Origin of the sequence: Flectobacillus major DSM 103, from assembly GCF_000427405.1 — a bacterium.
GTDB lineage: Bacteria > Bacteroidota > Bacteroidia > Cytophagales > Spirosomataceae > Flectobacillus > Flectobacillus major.
This window is the reverse complement of record NZ_KE386491.1, coordinates 2,610,849-2,624,945: the sequence shown is the minus strand read 5'-3', so window position 1 is coordinate 2,624,945 and position 14,097 is coordinate 2,610,849. Positions and strand designations below refer to the sequence as shown.

The 14,097-nt window shown below is 40.0% G+C and carries 18 protein-coding genes; all 18 read left to right on the top strand.

All coding sequences use genetic code 11. The features are described from left to right. The 18 genes from FLEMA_RS0118130 (at position 1) to FLEMA_RS68975 (ending at position 14,097) form a co-directional block, all read left to right on the top strand. Positions 1-1,089, top strand: a complete 1,089-nt coding sequence (locus tag FLEMA_RS0118130) for a response regulator (RefSeq protein ID WP_026995841.1) — start codon at positions 1-3, stop codon at positions 1,087-1,089. A 59-nt stretch (positions 1,090-1,148) separates the two neighbouring features. Continuing rightward, the gene (locus FLEMA_RS69000) at positions 1,149-1,541 is read left to right on the top strand and encodes a hypothetical protein (protein ID WP_044171676.1); all 393 of its coding nucleotides are present in this window, start codon (positions 1,149-1,151) and stop codon (positions 1,539-1,541) included. A gap of 25 nt (positions 1,542-1,566) precedes the next feature. Then, positions 1,567-1,863 (top strand): hypothetical protein, encoded by a 297-nt coding sequence (locus tag FLEMA_RS68995; protein WP_144080097.1) that lies wholly within the window; start codon positions 1,567-1,569, stop codon positions 1,861-1,863. Positions 1,864-1,931: 68 nt separating this feature from the next. Further along, positions 1,932-2,228, top strand: a complete 297-nt coding sequence (locus tag FLEMA_RS0118100) for a hypothetical protein (RefSeq protein ID WP_026995839.1) — start codon at positions 1,932-1,934, stop codon at positions 2,226-2,228. A 30-nt stretch (positions 2,229-2,258) separates the two neighbouring features. Then, on the top strand, positions 2,259-3,542 hold the full coding sequence (locus tag FLEMA_RS0118095; protein ID WP_026995838.1) for a phage portal family protein: 1,284 nt from the start codon (positions 2,259-2,261) through the stop codon (positions 3,540-3,542). Further along, positions 3,542-4,492 (top strand): DUF6712 family protein, encoded by a 951-nt coding sequence (locus FLEMA_RS0118090; protein WP_026995837.1) that lies wholly within the window; start codon positions 3,542-3,544, stop codon positions 4,490-4,492. Before FLEMA_RS0118095 ends, FLEMA_RS0118090 begins: the two co-directional genes overlap by 1 nt. An 11-nt stretch (positions 4,493-4,503) precedes the next feature. Further along, entirely contained in the window at positions 4,504-5,316 is an 813-nt protein-coding gene (locus FLEMA_RS0118085; RefSeq protein ID WP_026995836.1) for a hypothetical protein, read from the top strand. Next, the gene (locus tag FLEMA_RS68990; RefSeq protein ID WP_144080096.1) at positions 5,235-5,909 is read left to right on the top strand and encodes a hypothetical protein; all 675 of its coding nucleotides are present in this window, start codon (positions 5,235-5,237) and stop codon (positions 5,907-5,909) included. Before FLEMA_RS0118085 ends, FLEMA_RS68990 begins: the two co-directional genes overlap by 82 nt. Then, entirely contained in the window at positions 5,906-6,157 is a 252-nt protein-coding gene (locus FLEMA_RS0118065; RefSeq protein ID WP_026995833.1) for a hypothetical protein, read from the top strand. Before FLEMA_RS68990 ends, FLEMA_RS0118065 begins: the two co-directional genes overlap by 4 nt. A gap of 39 nt (positions 6,158-6,196) precedes the next feature. Continuing rightward, positions 6,197-7,048, top strand: coding sequence for a hypothetical protein (locus FLEMA_RS0118060; protein ID WP_044171669.1), 852 nt, complete (start codon positions 6,197-6,199; stop codon positions 7,046-7,048). Further along, on the top strand, positions 7,045-7,503 hold the full coding sequence (locus tag FLEMA_RS0118055; RefSeq protein ID WP_026995831.1) for a hypothetical protein: 459 nt from the start codon (positions 7,045-7,047) through the stop codon (positions 7,501-7,503). Before FLEMA_RS0118060 ends, FLEMA_RS0118055 begins: the two co-directional genes overlap by 4 nt. Before the next feature lies 1 nt (position 7,504). Then, positions 7,505-7,783 (top strand): hypothetical protein, encoded by a 279-nt coding sequence (locus tag FLEMA_RS0118050; RefSeq protein ID WP_026995830.1) that lies wholly within the window; start codon positions 7,505-7,507, stop codon positions 7,781-7,783. Further along, the gene (locus FLEMA_RS0118045) at positions 7,777-9,819 is read left to right on the top strand and encodes a DUF5977 domain-containing protein (RefSeq protein ID WP_044171666.1); all 2,043 of its coding nucleotides are present in this window, start codon (positions 7,777-7,779) and stop codon (positions 9,817-9,819) included. Before FLEMA_RS0118050 ends, FLEMA_RS0118045 begins: the two co-directional genes overlap by 7 nt. Continuing rightward, positions 9,816-11,222 (top strand): hypothetical protein, encoded by a 1,407-nt coding sequence (locus FLEMA_RS0118040; RefSeq protein WP_026995828.1) that lies wholly within the window; start codon positions 9,816-9,818, stop codon positions 11,220-11,222. The genes FLEMA_RS0118045 and FLEMA_RS0118040 overlap by 4 nt, the downstream gene beginning before the upstream one ends. Positions 11,223-11,242: 20 nt before the next feature. After that, positions 11,243-12,016, top strand: a complete 774-nt coding sequence (locus FLEMA_RS68985) for a hypothetical protein (RefSeq protein WP_044171664.1) — start codon at positions 11,243-11,245, stop codon at positions 12,014-12,016. 482 nt (positions 12,017-12,498) lie between these two features. Beyond that, entirely contained in the window at positions 12,499-12,849 is a 351-nt protein-coding gene (locus FLEMA_RS68980) for a hypothetical protein (protein WP_044171662.1), read from the top strand. Continuing rightward, positions 12,836-13,330: a hypothetical protein gene (locus FLEMA_RS0118005; RefSeq protein WP_044171660.1), complete on the top strand. Its 495-nt coding sequence runs from the start codon at positions 12,836-12,838 to the stop codon at positions 13,328-13,330. Before FLEMA_RS68980 ends, FLEMA_RS0118005 begins: the two co-directional genes overlap by 14 nt. 236 nt (positions 13,331-13,566) lie before the next feature. After that, positions 13,567-14,097 (top strand): hypothetical protein, encoded by a 531-nt coding sequence (locus FLEMA_RS68975; protein ID WP_044171658.1) that lies wholly within the window; start codon positions 13,567-13,569, stop codon positions 14,095-14,097.

The following is a 14,097-nucleotide window of genomic DNA, read 5'->3' as shown; positions in this document are numbered from 1 at the left end:
ATGCAACAACCTATTCAAGCACAACCTATTCAGGAAATCGAGTTATTATTGGTTGAAGATTCTGAGACCCAATTAAAAAACTACCATGATGCTATTGATAATTTTCATGAAACCGATTTAGGTCAATTATATCAATTCAGAACTGAAATTGCGAAGAATCTTAGCGAAGCTTTAGATAAATTAGCAAAGAAAGATTTTGATTTTGCATTTGTTGATTTAAAGCTTGAAAGTAGTTCTGAACAATTGGAGGGAAACACTATCACAACCTTAATACTAGATAAATTTCGATTCCCTGTTTTTATTATATCTGGTCATATAGGTGACATTGACCCAGAATTACAGGAGAATATGAATATTTTCTTTCAAGCAAGAGAAAAAGGGAGTGTTGACATATACCAACTTCTTAAAGAGACTATAGATATTTATAAAACTGGAGTAACTAAGATTTTAAAAAGAAATGGAAAGGTAGAGGAGTATCTTAATAGGATATTTAGAGAACATCTAATTCATTCAATGGATTATTGGATTAGTTTAACTAAAGAAAATAAAATAAATCCATATGATGCAGTATTAAGGCATATCCTTGCTCACATGCAAGAATATCTTGAGGTCTCTGAAAATGGATTTTTTGAAAACTATCATGCTCCAGAATTTTATATAGTAAAACCGATAAAACAGAGTGATTTAACTGTTTTTACTGGGGATGTTATTATGGACACAACTGAAAAAAAATACTACCTTATAATCACCCCAACATGCGATTTAGCCACAGGAGTTGATAGGGAAGGAAAGCCAAGAATACCTAAAGCTAAGTATATCACTTTATTGGAAATCAACACAAAGAGTACAATTGATTTTGATGCAAAAGGGAATAAGCGAGTTTCTACTCACTATTTACCTCCATTGAAGGATATTTTTGAAGGGGGATTAGTAGAGTTTCAATTATTGAAGTCAGAAACTCTAGAAAATGTTCTAGATACTAAAAAATATAATATTAAATTTTCAATTTCATCGGCATTTAAAAAGGATATAGTCGCTAGATTTTCCAACTATTATTCAAGACAAGGCCAACCAGCATTAATAGGATAATTTATAATAGTCCTTACTGATTATGGATATTGTCTATAATTTTATCTCCAAAAAAAACAATGAACTGGATTCAATCGATTCTCAGCGTGTTGAAGGGGGTAAAAGACTCAACTGCATTATTTGACTACAAGCGTGTTTTACAAGAGGTATTGGTATCAATTCTTGTTTCTGGTTTGGTTTGGGTAATACTCAAGCCATTCAAAATCGAGGACGATACCAATTCTCGCTTGTTGAGTATTGCGCTGACAACTCAACGAAAGTTAGATTCCCTCAACTTTCAGGAAAAGCTCCACAAACAACAGGCTCAAATTGACTCATTGAATCGTGTAATCTATCTACATCATGAAAGCGATTCTTTGCGCAGTAATACTCGCCTATCCAAGCTCGATGCTATTCGGGCAATCAACAAGTACATTACCAACTCCTCCAAAACAGAAGGTAGAAGCCAATGAGGTGCGGTCTACAGACAGTAGCGCCGTGGTCAAACTGTTTTACGACAATGCTCCTGCCATTCTGGACAGCCTTACACGCTTCACTTTTGTAAAAGCCAATAACAAGGTTTTAGCACTGGAGGTCAACCGCTGGAAGCTGGATTATTACAGGGCTTCGCAAGATGCTCAAACTTGTGTGTTGGACAAACTCACCTTGGCAAAAACGGCTTCTGATATATCGGTGAAGTTGAACGATACCCAAACCAAGCTGAGGGCCAGTAAAACAGAAACTTGGTGCTGGAGGATTGCGGCAATTATCGGGGTGTATTTGGCACTAAAATAAGTCCTTTTAGGGGTGTGCTGAATGGGGCAATTTTGTGTAAACAAAGTGCAGGGGCATCCCTCAATACTATGAGTGTTAAGCGTACTATTAAAAGGCGAACCATGTTTGCCGAAATTCACCAAGACACACGGGGCGATGAGGTACACAAGTTTTCGGTAAAGTATCGTAAAGTAGACGGAGAAATAGGATACAAAGCGAACGTCTCCAAGAGCATTAGAAATTTACCCGGAAAAGGGAAATACAACGGCAATGTTAAAATCAATCACGTTCTGCTCCTCTATGACCACGATACCGAACGGACATTTGAAATCTTGATAGACCTCATGATTGAATACAACGGACTGCTCATAGACCATACGGTATAATTGAGCTGGAGTTCTACACCAAAAAAATTTATGAAAGTACAAAAACTATCAGATTCGCTATTTGTGCTTAGCTCAGCGGTACTGCAATTGACCTCAAGGGATGCCGCTTTTGGGCGGCACGATAGTCTTTTGGGTTCGACAGCTACGGAGCATATTCGATGGGGCCACACCGACAATATGCCCAACATGATGAAAAGCATGATTGTAGGTAACAATCAGGTACCTGCACAGCTGGTCAGTATTCGGGATATGATATACGGTAGTGGTGTGGGGTTTTTTAAAAGAGTAATAGACCCCACAACTACCAAACAAACTTTGCAGCCTTATACCGACACAAGGCTTGAGGATTGGGAGTTTGATACCGACTTGCCATCGTTTGTGGCCGCTGGCCTAAACCAATTTGTTGAATGTGGCAACAAGTTTACACGGATGGTCTGGAGTGCCTCTAACCAATGGTATCGACCCGAAATCAGCGATTGTTTTATGACCCGTATTGGTTCGCCTACCAATGGCCGAATCATCGATTTTCATGTAAACGATGAGTTTGGGGGTAAAAGAATCGTTTTGAGTAAAGCCAATAGTGACATTATTCCAGCTTTTGATTTTCGTGACGATAGTTATAATAAAAAGCAGGTAGTAACTATGCTCCACGCAAAGGAGCAAATCCCTGGTAACCCTTTTTATGCTTACCCCACGTGGTGGTGTGCTAAAGAGTGGATAGAGCTGGCCAATTTGATTCCTATGTTTCATAAATCGGGTATCCAAAACGGTTACAATATCAAATACTTGATTCGTATGCCTGTTGATTACTTCGACGCTCAAGGGGGCAAATCTTTGGACGAAAAAGACCGTTCCAAAAAATGGTCTGATTTCTCTGACCGTTTATCGGGCTGGATGGCTGGCCAGAAGAACGTCAACAAATCTATGATTGTAAAATACCTTCGTGGAGCTGATGGCAAAATGCTGGATAACGTAGATGTGCAGCCCCTAAAAAATGAAATGTCGGACGATGCCTATTCTAAGGTATGGGAAATGTCAAACCAGTCTATTGCCAATGCTATGGGTATTTTGCCAACCTTGGCAGGGGTGAGCCCTGGCAAAGGAAACGATTCTGGCTCACAGATTCGGGTTATGGCCGACTATCAACAACATTTCCGTACACCTGTACCCCGAATGTTAGTATTGAAGGATATACAGTATGCTTTGCGAGCAATGGGTTATCGTGATGTTATTCCTGCCTTCAAAGAAGTACAAATTACTACTCTCGATACCAACCCGACAGGCGCTCAGGCCGTCGTAAATCAAGCGTCCTAATGTTGATTAATGAAACCGTATTGAAAGCTGAGCTTGGAGGTATTCAAGCAAGCTTAAATTGGAAAACAATAGAACCCTTTGCGAAAATGGCTAATCGTAATTTTCGTAAACAAATAGGCGTAGAGCTGTACAATGAGTTGATAAAGCCCAATACAGACCTGACTGAGCTAAAGGAAATAGCCGTTGGGGTGGTAGCCTGGCAAAGTTATGATTTGGCTTTTCCACACCTCAAAATGAAAGTAGGGGATTTGGGTTTAATGAAAAGCTCACCACAAAATACCGTGGCCATTACCAAATGGGAGTACGTCGACTCAAGGGAAGCCAATTTGCAAGTGGTAGACAAATTACTGGAGGACTTTTTTGAGTTGTTGGAAATGGAAGCTCCGGAAGTTTGGAAAAGCTCTGAGGCCTATAAAACCCGAAACAGATTGTTTGTTAGGTCAGCGTCCGAGCTGGGCAAAAAGCTAACCTTGGTAGGCCGAAACAGTCGCTTCTTTGATGTACTTACCACTTATATAGAGCGTGCCGAAAACAACTATATAAAACCTTTGCTAACCAAAGAGGTTTTTAGGGATTTGAAACAAAAGTGGCAGGAGGCTGCAACTTTGACAGCTCAAGAAAGGGAATTAATACAGGGTATTCAGTGGGCTTTGGCGTATCTGGCCATGTACGAGGCTTATCCGTATTTGCCCCTTATTGTAGACATGAACGGGATGCGAGAGGCTCGTTATAAAGACGGCACTAGGGAAGAAGAAGCAGCCGACAGTAAAACGAAAAATGTACAACGTCAGGCATTGTGGAATGATGGCCAGAAGTTTTTGGGGGATATTCGTGAGTTTTTGGATGCTGAGTCATCGCCAACCGTATTTGCAGCGTATTATCAAAAAAATCAAACCAATAATCTTAGTGAGGAGCTGGACTTTAGCGGCAAGCCTCATGTTATTCTATAACATTCTACACAATGACACTTACTAAAATGATCAAGGATTCTACAGCCGTTCCATCGCCGCTCAAGGTGGTGAACAACAGACCAGATAATCATTCGACCATCGAAGCCAAAAAGAAAGCCTTGGAGGAACAAAAAGCTTTGCTTGAGGCAGAGGAACAGGCGTTGAATGAGGCTGAACAAAAGGCTCAAGAAAAAGCCAAACAAGAACAGCTTACCAAAATTGATTCACTGTTTCAGAATGCCGAAATGTACGAGCATTGGGCAAAAGAGGAGCTGGCCAAAAAGCCACACGAACGAGACAACGGACAGGCTGAGGCTTATATGGCCATAGCCAGAGAACGCAAAGCTGAAGCCCAAAAGCTACAATCGGAGCTAGGTATTTTAAACAAGGCCGAACCGACCGACAGCAACGAATTGGACACCCAGAGCCGTCACCCATGGTGGACACCGTTTGCACAAATAGGCGGTTTGGTGTTGCTTTTGTGGGTATGTGTACAAGGTTTTTTTGATACCCAAAAAAAGATAGCAGCACACAACGCCGTGGTCGAGCCATTTGCTCAGGTACGTGCTCATGATTTGGATTCGGTTCAAAAGCTCTTTTTTGAGAAAATGACCATCGGGACGGATTTGTTGATTATGCTTGGAATCATTGGCGTAATATCGCCCGTGATTTTTATCTACATAGTACCAATCATTAAGTCAAAAAGAGATTTTCTAAACGAGTTTAACAACGATTTAACGGCATGGCAAAGAGGCTTACTTACATCTATTATCTTATCGGCGGTATTACTTTATTTGGGCTTGTCTCATTCGGTCAGAATGTAATTAGAACCGAAACCGAAAATCGTAACTATTACACACACTGGGCCGAATACACCCAACCCCAAAAGGAAAATCTTTTGATGTTGATGCCCGAAAGTGAGGTAAGGAAAGCATTACTAGATATGGCTCGGAAAGAGGTTTATGTAGTAGAAAAGACCAATAACAACGACCACCCACGAATAAGTTATTATAACAAAATAGCACGTTCGTCGGCTCGTGCGGCCTATTGTGCAGCGGGTCAGTACGCTATGGCCAAAGAATTGGGGTTGGTGTACAACCTCAAGAGTCCCGCCGCTGTTCGTGGTTGGTTTACCGACAAACGAACCATTATCTACAACCGTGGCAAGTGGACTAGCAACGCTCAACTAATGGACTATATTTGGATTTATGGCTCACATTTGGAAGCACTGGCCCAGCCCAATATAGACCCTGATATTGACGACGACGATGAGATTTTGACCATCGGATTTAATACCACGGCTGGCACTCGCAAGCATGGCGTTCATCATCCTATTTGGAGGCGCTGGGGCGACGTACAGCTAATGACTAATCAGGTTACTCCAGCGTATTTACAACTCAAAAATAAATACCAATGAACAAACAAGATGAACTTGGATTACTAGACCGTATCCAAGCACCTACACCAAAACTATTTAAGTCGATCCGCAACGTGGCCATTGTTGCCTCAGCCATTGCTTTGGCTTTGGTTCAATCCAAACAACAAGGGGTAGAGCTGCCAAGTATTGTAGACTTTTTAGCAAGTAAAATTGTTGTAGTGAGCGGTGCTATTGCGGGGCTTATTGCCCAGTTGACTGTGGACTATTCTAAATTACAAGAAAAGTAAACCTTGAAAAGGAGCACCCGAGGGTGCTCCTACATTGCTATGTTAGAAATTGAGTTGTCGAAAGAAAAGTTTTACATTCCTGAAAACTGGAGCGAAGTACCCATAAAACGTTTACCCAAACTACTGGAGTCAGTTTTTGTTGCTCAAGCTACACCCGAAACCTATCACCAAATTTTACGGTTGAGCCTTGGTATAAGTGAATCTACATGGGGACGCTTTTGCTATCATTATTTTAGAAAAGATTTGCCCGAAAATACCAGGGATAAAAACGCCGAAATTCTACACAATTTACTCATGATGGTGAGCTGGATGTGGACTGAAGAAATGACCACAAGGCCCTTTGATACGGTCAAGGTTGGTACTGAAGAATGGGTTTTGTTTGAGGAGAATTTGACCAGTATGAGTTTTGGGGAGCTGTCGGATGCCTATATACATTTGTTGGCTTTTACTAAGCAATTAATAGAAGGTGACGAACGACTCCATCATTTGATTGCTACCATTTGTCGACCACGAAAAGAGGGGGATTATACTCTGGACACCCATTGGAACGGCGATCATAGAATTCCGTACAATGCCCACGCTGTAAAAGAAATGTCCAAAAAAGTCGCCTTACTGCCTGAAGGAACAAAAGTGGCAATTATGGTGTATTTTGCTGGGTCTGTAAAGCAACTATTCGAGCAATACGACTTGATGGAAACAGGAGTGGAAAGTGTAGGCGAGGACGATTACCCTGGGCAGGGACTTATCAAGAATCAACATTTATTGGCAGAAAAGGGAATCTTTGGCAACCTAGACCAAACCAAACAAGCTAATATACACGATGTGTTTTTGTTTTTGGAAGAACACCGCAAAGACATGAAAGCACAGGCAGAAAATCAAAAAGCAGAATGACACCCACCCAACTACTCTGGAATTTCCTAAAGCCGATTTGTCAACAAGACGGGATTGAATACGTGGCCATGAGCGATGGCGACCGTATGGATAGATTTAGTGCGACCAGCGTGAGCCAAACGGTTTACCCTGGTGTTTTTGTGATGCGTCCACGGTATCGAGTAAGAGATACTACCAACGGCTTGATCATGCTCAATTACGAGCTGAAAATATATATTTTGGCCAAAGGTGATTTAAACGATTTTGAAAGTCAGGATTTAGCTTTTGACTTTTGTGAAGGTGTGGCCACCAATATTCTAAAGGAACTCAACCGTAAGTATCTGGAGGAAAAAACATGCTGGTTTGACTTAAACGACGCAGGTATGGACCCCGTAATGTATGTAACCCTCGACTCAGCGTGGGGTTATGAGCTTTCAATCCGTTTGGGTTTAGAATCTAATCAACTATTCTACTGATATGAAAAAACTTTTGTTTTATGCTATTACAGGCTTTTTGATGCCTCTTATACTGGTCTATTTCCTTTTTATGGATTTAATGAACCTACGCTTCAGAACTTCTACGGCATGGCTCAAACTACAAATGGTCTATGAGGATGCACAGAAAAAAGCTTTGCGAGAGGTCGCACCCCCTGCTAAACCCGAAATCAACGCTGAGACCATCCACAAAGAATTTATAAAGCTTCAGAAACGAATGGGGGGAGGCCCCACCCAACGTAAACAACTTTACAAATGGTAGATTCATTATTGACAGAAATTGGAGGGCGACCGATTGCCTTTATTCCGATGGAGTTTAGCAGAAATAGGCTGTTTCATACCATTGATGCGGCTAATCCTGATTTGACTTCACGAGCCAACCTTTCATATAGCTTAGAAATACAAGTACCGACTTTTCCGCAATCTCTGGTATTTGAACCACTACACCGAAGCGTAGGAAAAGAGCCACCCGTAACGGTATTTGGAAATACCAATTCCTTTGCTGGAGCAACGTTTGAATACAACCGCCGAAACGGTAAACTTGACGGCTTGCTGAGCTATCAGAAACCCAACTGGCAACAGCAAAAAATTACTTCGGTATTTACACAAACTACGCCTTTTAAGCTCAGGGAGCTAGTCGCTGGAGGTATTCCAATGGTAAATACTGATACCACCCTAACCAGATTCTGTATTAAAGCCGGATTGAACGATGAAGATTTTGCGATGTGGGGTGATACCTTTTGGAGTAAGTACCAGTTTGAGCAACGTCGGTTTTTGACATGGCAGCCCAATAACAAATTGATTGGCCGTGAGCAAGAGGAATACCTTTCGTTTTTGATGAACTTTTCGCCAAAGCCTTCCAAAGTATGCCTCAGAATTCAGAGCTATAAGCCTACGGGTACAAATACTTTTACGGCCAAAGAATTGGAGGTAGTTACTCAAAATTCGGTGGTGTTGTGTCCAGTAGGATGCAAAGCTTTGGGTTTAGACAACGACGTTTATCAATATGATGTTTGGTTGTCGGACGAGCAGAACCGACGATTTACGGAGGTTCGTACGTTTCAAATCGATAGCCGTTACCGAGCCAACGAGCGTTGTATATTGTTTTCTAACTCGTTGGGCGGTTTTGATACTATCAGATTGATAGGCAAAGCCACCGAAACACTGAAGGTATCACAAACCTACGCTCAGCGTAATAAATCCGTACAAGGGGTAGACTGGATGGAAATGGTGGTGGTTAATACAGAAGGTCAGCGTGAGTTAGTTATTTCAACAGGCTGGTTTGAGCGAGGTGCAAAAGACTATTTGAAGTATCTTGATGAGCTGATGTTGTCGGAGCAGGTGTATTTGATAACAGACAAGGGGCATTTGCCACTTAGAAAAAATACAAATGGCTTGGTGGATGTAGAAGACAATACCGACCTGATTTCGAGAAGTTTTAGTTTTACTTTTGACCGAACCGTCCAGAACTTTAGTGATGCACCATCGATAGGAGCAGTGCCACCACGGCCTACTACATGGGAGGGGGTAGATTTTACACATATACTTGATTCGTTTGGCAAACGTACAGGACGGATGAGGCCAACCCGAATCCGAAAAGTATATGCCGATGATAAAAGCCTATACAAGCCGCTGACTATTAAACCCAATATAGAAAGCGACCCCGATTATATTCCGTACTTGGTCAATCCAAGTATAGTACCAGGGTCGAGTCCATACCTCAATACGTCGATTGTTCGTCAAGGTACTTTGTTGCGTAACAATTGTGGCAATGGTAAAACAGGTGGTTATGCCACAATTACAATACCAGCAGGGCGTTATGGCTCGGAAGTATTAGGAGGGTCACAGCAGCTTGCTGAGCTAGAATATACTATGCTCGATACACAAGAATATGCCAACACCTTTGGCGAGTGTATCATCAATCCTTATGATTATGCCTATAATGTACCTGCCAATTATGCCCATTTTAGGCAAAGCGGCTTTGGCCAAAATGATGGTGTGTCGAAGGATAATCAAAACGGTGTGGGTAAGGGCAATATGTGGTTTTTGCAAGAACAAACAGGCCAAACCGACGTGTATGCTGTAGGGTCTTGGAGTATTAATTTACCAACTAATTATCTTACGGGTTTTGATTGGCGTATTATTTTGTACGGAACGAGTTTTGGACTAAAGGTATATGTAAACGGTATTTTGATTTATAACGTGGCACAAGTACCTACAGTAGACAATTGTGCTGATATTAGAATTCCTCATAATCAAATCCCTTCAGGGGCAAAGGTATATTTAGTGAAAATATGAGTTTAGCCATCAAAATCAATGGGCAATTGGTAGATATTAATACCCAATTGCCCACTACGATTGACCTTATCAATCCTCATTTGTTATACGATATTATTCCAGAAAGTACTATCAAACTTCCTGATATGCCTTATTCGCCAAGGAATCAGAGGGTGTTTGGTTATTGGGATGAGCCGACGGCTGGAGGTGCTGTTCCTGAGTATCTTTTTGAATATGTCTTTGGGGGCGAACTAATCAGAGAGGGGGTATTTGCCCTAAAAGAGGCCTCACAAAAGAACGGCTATATAGGCGATACTAAAGAGGAGTTTGCCAAGTTCTTTGGGGATTATCAAGACAAGCTTTTAACCGAAATTACGGAGTTTGGAAGCTTGCCATTTTCTACGGCTTCGATTACTTATGATGATGCCTACTGTTTACCAACGATTGTTAATACAACTTTTTACGCAGACAAAGGCCCCTCGATAGGGTATAGTGGTAAGGTGAATGATTATGCTGGAGGCCAGTACATAGGCTCACCACTGGTACCGATGTTTTTTGTAAAATGGGTTATTCAAAAGATTGCTCAAATAACCAACACTACTATTACAGGTGATTTTTTGGAGCATCCAGCCTACAGTAAGCTAATATTGTTTAATCTCCGAGCAATAGACGGTGCTACTACCGTCATGGTAAACCAGCATTTGCCAGAACTTACGGTGGAGCAATTCTTTCTTGAGCTTAGAAAGCTGCCCAACCTCAAGTTTAATTTTAACCCTGTACAAAAGTCTTTAGAAATCAATTTTTGGGAAGATGATTTGCAACAACCAGCCGTAGTGGACTGGAGCGACAAAGGATTAATTGGAGAAATTAAAGTACCAGAACCCAATACCAGAATACAATTAGGCTACAAATTAGACTCAGCCGATGCCCTAACCAAAGACAAACCTGTGGAGTTGAGCGATTATATAACGCCAGAATACAGCGGACAAATGTACAGTGGTATTGCCAAAGTTATATCAGAGTTTTCGACAACCTTGGTTAATTCAGAAACGGGTTTAGCTGAAGTACGCCAAGAAGGTGTAACCGAGCAATTTGCCCAGCTCACAAAAAAGGTATCTCCCAAATTATTATTTTGGCACGGATTCCAAGACGGATACCCCAAAGCTTTACCAAGTTGGGGTAATTATACCTTGTATTGGAATGGCCCAACGGGACTAAAAGTAAATCACTGGTCAGAGCTTGAGCAGATGCGAGCTAACCAATTTTACCTCAAGAAAGAGTTGATATTAAACGAAGTGGATTTGGCAAAACTAGACTTTTCAAAAAAGGTCTATTTGAATGGAGTAGAGTACCTAATAGCTCAGTTATCGGGTGAAATGCCGATAACTAAGCCGTTTAGTGGGTTGTTGATTTTCTATAAATAAAGTTAAAAGTTTCTACAAAAATGAAAAAAAAATTAAATGATTATGATGCGTTTATTGCCAAATTTCAGGTGAAAAAAACAACCGACGATTGTTATACTCCACCAGCAGTATATGAAATTGCTCTAAACTATGTTAGGGAAAAGTGTAACATAGATGGTCTGCAAATAATTAGACCGTTCTACCCAGGTGGAGATTTTGAAGCTGTGGATTATCCTGAAAATAGTGTGGTAGTAGATAATCCTCCCTTTTCAATCATTAGTAAAATAGTCAAATACTATACTGAAAAAAAAGTTAAATTTTTCTTGTTTGCTCCGCACATTACATTGTTCACATCTGATATAGATGTAACCTATATCGTAGTAGGTGCAGATGTTACCTACGAAAATGGTGCTATTGTGAAGACATCCTTCATCTCTAATCTGTTCAGCGATGAAAAAATAATCGGTGATGCAGATTTATTCAATAAACTGAAAAATTTAGAAAAAGTAGGCAAGGTGAGTTTGCCTAAATATAGCTACCCTGACAACGTTGTTACGGTAAGTAAAATAACAGCTATTGTAGAAAAGGGGTTTTCTATCGAAATTGGTAAAAAACACATAAAGCACTGTCGTGTTTTAGATTTTCAGAAGTCAGCCAAAAAAGCCATTTTTGGTTCTGGTTTTTTGGTGTCAGACCAAACAGCACGCCAAGTAGTAGCACACCAAGCAGCAACACAAAAACCAGTAGCACAAAAAGAAAAAGTAACATGGGAATTATCGTGTAGAGAGTTGGAAATTATAAAGACTTTAGGATAAAAATTAAAACTAAACAGAGCCTTAGCAAATTGCTAGGCTTTTCTTTTGTTCTTAATAGCTCAATTATCTGGCGAAATGCTGATAACCAAGCCGTTTAGTGTGTTGTTGGTGGGAGGATAGAAAAATGTTAACAAAAATATTGAATAAAACGAGTCAAATGTGACTGTGGTACAAATTTGTACCACAGCCTTGTCAATATTTTGTAAACTTTTGTGTATAATTGTGTGTAACATTTACAGATTTTTTTACGTTAGTTGTATAAAGGTTATTAAGTTAAAGATTTTAAACTAATTACAAGTTGAAGAGTGGAATGATTCTTTTAGATGTACTATAGTTTAATTATTCTTGTTAAAATAAAAATGAGTTTAAGGAGTTTGAACGTGACGTATTCATCATTCTTGAGATATATACCCAGAATAAATGGAATTGAAACTTCTTAAATTATTACACACACTCGACCGTCAAAAAAGACACTTAAAAATATGACAGCTCTTGAAAAACAAACTTTAAAGCATAGTTCAACAAAGTTTTCAGACAAACGTACTGAAGCCTTGGATGAGGCTTTGGATATATTTTTGGAGATTTTTGATGAATATGCCACAAAAAATGATTTATCGGATGTAGAAGTGGTAGTTATTAAAAAGCTTATTATGGATGCTTATCAAGAAAGAAAAGCTACGTATTTTCTTGAAAGTAGAATGGCTAATTTATCGGATTCTTTGGATAGAGCTTTTAAAAGAGTACTAGCTTCTACTTTTAACAGTGAAGAGAATGAGACTAATGTATTTTATTATAATAAACAACACCGTTTAGTAAGTAATGAGCAATATTGAAAAACCTTCTGAAAATGAGGAAAATAAGTTAAAAGCGGAAGTTGTGTCTCCACAAGTACCCAAACAAAATGTAAAGGCGATGTTTCAAGAACTTGAAATAATGGCTACGCAGAAAGGGAGTAAAAGTACTTTTGACCTTAGTAAACTTGACAAAGATCAGGTAGATAAGGTGCTGAATATGATGGCAGAAAGTGAGAAAAATGCTTTTACTTTTAGTTCAGAAAGGCTTGAAGCTATTAAAGAAATAGAACTAAAAAAAATAGACGCTTCTGTTATCAATCAAAAAACGTTTAGGTATGTTTTATTAGGAGTTTTGGTAGTACTGCCAATTATTACGATTTTGATACTATTTTTTAAAGAAACATTCTTTATACCTTGGCTAACTTTTCTGACAGGGATAGCGGGAGGCTTTGGTTTAAGTAAAGTAACCAAAGACGTGCTGAAACCACAGAGTACTAAAAATCCAATTGAAGAAGATTGAGTGTTGAACTCACCTACCAATGGCCTTGTAACAAAAAAGCCTCCGAATATTCGGAGGCTTTTTTGTTACAAGGCCCATTAAAATAGTTGAAATTTTGGTAATCTCCAATCGGGTGATTTCTAAACCTAAGCGGATAAAACTAAACAGAGCCTTAGCAAGTTGCTAGGCTTTTCTTTTGTCCTTCAGCTCCCCAAAAGTCTTTCAGAAATTAGAGCTTGTAAAGAACTACACTGATTATGAAAGACTCTATTCTCGAAAATCCAATCTTTGCTGAGATTCTAAAAAAATATGTCGATGAAGCTGAAAAGGTATTTCGTCGAGAGGTAAACGCTCAAGGTATTGTCTTGACGGGTGCTATGCTCAATAGTATTAAGGCTGGAGCTGTAGAACGAGGTAAAGACTATATCAAAGCTTCCGTTCATTATGATATGCTCTTGAGGCTAAAAGACCTTAAACAGCTCAATTTTGAGCGAATGCCTCCTTTGTCTCCATTTATCAAGTACGTCGAAAGAGTCGGCGTGAGTGCGTTTCCCTATATTCCAGGTTATCCCAAAGGTTTGACACCACGGAGCTATACCGCCACGGTCATTCGGATTGCTGAAGGAATGCGTCATGCTATTAAAAAAGAACCCAATGTTAAGCGTGGTTATCGAGGTGTCTATAATGACCCGCTCAAAAACGATATTCTACCCAAATTTTTTTATGAGCTACGTCGCCACGCTGGAGCTGGTGCAATACAGGATTTGACCATGAATTTTTCAAAATAG

Bases quoted from the DNA above. Each gene is read 5' to 3' on its own strand.
- FLEMA_RS0118130 (WP_026995841.1), top strand. From the start codon at position 1: ATGCAACAACCTATTCAAGCACAACCTATTCAGGAAATCGAGTTATTA.
- FLEMA_RS68990 (WP_144080096.1), top strand. From the start codon at position 5,235: ATGGCAAAGAGGCTTACTTACATCTATTATCTTATCGGCGGTATTACT.
- FLEMA_RS0118085 (WP_026995836.1), top strand. From the start codon at position 4,504: ATGACACTTACTAAAATGATCAAGGATTCTACAGCCGTTCCATCGCCG.
- FLEMA_RS0118055 (WP_026995831.1), top strand. From the start codon at position 7,045: ATGACACCCACCCAACTACTCTGGAATTTCCTAAAGCCGATTTGTCAA.
- FLEMA_RS0118060 (WP_044171669.1), top strand. From the start codon at position 6,197: ATGTTAGAAATTGAGTTGTCGAAAGAAAAGTTTTACATTCCTGAAAAC.
- FLEMA_RS0118090 (WP_026995837.1), top strand. From the start codon at position 3,542: ATGTTGATTAATGAAACCGTATTGAAAGCTGAGCTTGGAGGTATTCAA.
- FLEMA_RS68980 (WP_044171662.1), top strand. From the start codon at position 12,499: ATGACAGCTCTTGAAAAACAAACTTTAAAGCATAGTTCAACAAAGTTT.
- FLEMA_RS0118040 (WP_026995828.1), top strand. From the start codon at position 9,816: ATGAGTTTAGCCATCAAAATCAATGGGCAATTGGTAGATATTAATACC.
- FLEMA_RS0118050 (WP_026995830.1), top strand. From the start codon at position 7,505: ATGAAAAAACTTTTGTTTTATGCTATTACAGGCTTTTTGATGCCTCTT.
- FLEMA_RS68975 (WP_044171658.1), top strand. From the start codon at position 13,567: ATGAAAGACTCTATTCTCGAAAATCCAATCTTTGCTGAGATTCTAAAA.
- FLEMA_RS0118045 (WP_044171666.1), top strand. From the start codon at position 7,777: ATGGTAGATTCATTATTGACAGAAATTGGAGGGCGACCGATTGCCTTT.
- FLEMA_RS0118065 (WP_026995833.1), top strand. From the start codon at position 5,906: ATGAACAAACAAGATGAACTTGGATTACTAGACCGTATCCAAGCACCT.
- FLEMA_RS0118095 (WP_026995838.1), top strand. From the start codon at position 2,259: ATGAAAGTACAAAAACTATCAGATTCGCTATTTGTGCTTAGCTCAGCG.
- FLEMA_RS0118005 (WP_044171660.1), top strand. From the start codon at position 12,836: ATGAGCAATATTGAAAAACCTTCTGAAAATGAGGAAAATAAGTTAAAA.
- FLEMA_RS0118100 (WP_026995839.1), top strand. From the start codon at position 1,932: ATGAGTGTTAAGCGTACTATTAAAAGGCGAACCATGTTTGCCGAAATT.
- FLEMA_RS68985 (WP_044171664.1), top strand. From the start codon at position 11,243: ATGAAAAAAAAATTAAATGATTATGATGCGTTTATTGCCAAATTTCAG.
- FLEMA_RS69000 (WP_044171676.1), top strand. From the start codon at position 1,149: ATGAACTGGATTCAATCGATTCTCAGCGTGTTGAAGGGGGTAAAAGAC.